The organism is Stenotrophomonas sp. TWI1409, assembly GCF_039673015.1.
Taxonomy (GTDB): domain Bacteria; phylum Pseudomonadota; class Gammaproteobacteria; order Xanthomonadales; family Xanthomonadaceae; genus Stenotrophomonas; species Stenotrophomonas maltophilia_A.
Genome location: NZ_JBDJKU010000137.1, coordinates 1 through 2,120 on the forward strand (window position 1 = coordinate 1; position 2,120 = coordinate 2,120).

Genomic DNA, 2,120 nt, shown 5'->3' on the forward strand with positions numbered 1-2,120 from the left:
ATGTCTAAATTTGGGGGTCATGGGGGGGGCCGGCCCCGGCCCCGCCACTACCTTGGAACGGTCAGGCCTTCTTTCGTTCGGCGATGTACGCCTGGATCTGCTGTTCCAGCACCGGCAGAGGCACCGAGCCCTGCTTGAGCAGGGTGTCGTGGAAGCCCTTGATGTCGAACTTGTCGCCCAGCTCCTTCTCGGCCTGCGCACGCAGGCGCACGATGGCGATCTCCCCCAGCTTGTAGCTCAGGGCCTGGCCCGGCCAGGAAATGTAGCGGTCCACTTCGGTGGTCACTTCATGCTCGCTCAGCGCGGTGTGGTCACGCAGGTAGGCCAAGGCCTGCTCGCGGCTCCAGCCCTTGCTGTGCACACCGGTGTCGATCACCAGGCGCGTGGCGCGCCACATTTCGTAGGTCAGGCGGCCGAAGTCCTCATACGGGGTTTCGTAGATGCCCATTTCCACGCCCAGCTTCTCGCAGTACAGCGCCCAGCCTTCGCCGTAGGCGGAGATGTAGGCGTTGCGGCGGAACTCGGGCAGGTTCTTCTGCTCGGCGGCAATGGCACCCTGCAGCGCGTGGCCCGGATCGGATTCATGCAGGGTCAGCGCCGGCAGGTTGTACAGCGGGCGCGACGGCAGGTTGTAGGTGTTGAGCCAGTAGGTGCCCATGCCACCGCGGCCGGCGGTCCAGAACGGCGCGATGTCCGGCGGCACCGGCACGATGGTGAAGCGCGCGCGCGGCAGCGTCATGTACTTGCCGAGCTGACCGTCGGCCCGCTTGGAGATCCATGCGGCGCGCGACAGCAGCTCTTCCGGCGTCTTCGCATAGAACTGCGGATCGGTGCGCAGGAAGGTCAGGAACTCGGCGAAGCTGCCCTTGAACTTCACCTGCTTGATGATGTCGTTCATTTCCTTCTGGATGCGTGCGACTTCATCCAGACCGATGCGGTGGATCTCGTCCGGCGACAGGTCCAGCGTGGTGTATTCGTGGATCTGCTGCTTGTAGTACGCCTTGCCGCCCGGCATCGCTTCGGCGGCCAGCGTGGTACGCGCCTGCGGCACGTACTCGCTGACGAAGAAGGTGCGCAGCTGCTGGAACGCCGGCACTACCTTGCCACTGATCGCTTCCCGCGCCTGCGCCTGCAGCCTGGCCTGTTCGGCGGCCGGGATGCTGTTGGGCAGCTTCTTGAACGGCGCGTACAGCGGCGACTCAGTGGGATCCATCAGCTCGGCGACGGTGGCGATGGACACTTCGCGGCCATCGAGCACCGCGCGCGGCACGCTGAAACCTCGCTTCAGGCCGGCGCGCATGTTTTCGGTCTGCTGGCCGAAGTAACGCGGTACATCGTTCAGGCGTGCGATGTAGCTCTGGTAGTCCTGCACGGTCTTCATCTCGCGCCGGGCCATGAAGGACAGGTTGGACCAGAACGAGGAGTCGGCGTTGAACGGCATCTCGTAGCCACGCAGGCGCACTTCTTCGGCCAGGTTGAACACCTGATCGCGGTAGATCGCGTAGTTGATCTGGTTGTCGGGCGACAGGGTCTTCGGGTCGATCTTCTTCAGCGCAGCGAGGGTTTCATCCCATACCTTCAGGCGCGCCTGCTGCGCGGCCGGGCCGACGTCGGGCATGCGGGTGGCGTTGGCTGGCGCGTCCTCGTCCTCGCTGGCCTCGCCGCCGCCCTCCTGGCGCCACTTCCATTCCTTCTCGTACAGCGCGCGGAAGGCGGCATCGGCGGGCGATTCGGTAGCCACGCTGGCCGGCGCGGCGGCGGCGGGCGGTGCGGCCAGGGCTACGGCGGGGGTGGACAGGGCGATCAGCAGGGCAACGGCAAGACGGGTTTTCACGAGCACAGGTTCCCGGGAAGGCAGACCCCGATGATGGCACCGCCCACGGCCCGTGGCATGGGACGAAGGTCCTGCCTGGGCCGTGCCGGGTAGCTGCCGACCTTGGTCGGCGCTGGCTTTCCCCGTGTGCCAACCAAGGTTGGCAGCTACCCGGCACGGCCGCCGGACATGCAACAGAGCCACGCCATGCGTGGATGCGCCGGCGATCCGGTCGGGGGGGGGGGGGGGCGTGGGGGGAGGGGAAGGGGGGCACCCCCCCCCCACACAAGAACAGAGACGCCAACCG

1 protein-coding gene is annotated in these 2,120 nt (G+C 66.6%); it reads right to left on the bottom strand.

What is annotated here, in order from left to right:
* Window positions 1-61: 61 nt before the first annotated feature.
* The gene (locus tag ABE423_RS20660) at window positions 62-1,834 is read right to left on the bottom strand and encodes a DUF885 family protein (protein ID WP_125893313.1); all 1,773 of its coding nucleotides are present in this window, start codon (window positions 1,832-1,834) and stop codon (window positions 62-64) included.
* Window positions 1,835-2,120 lie beyond the last annotated feature (286 nt).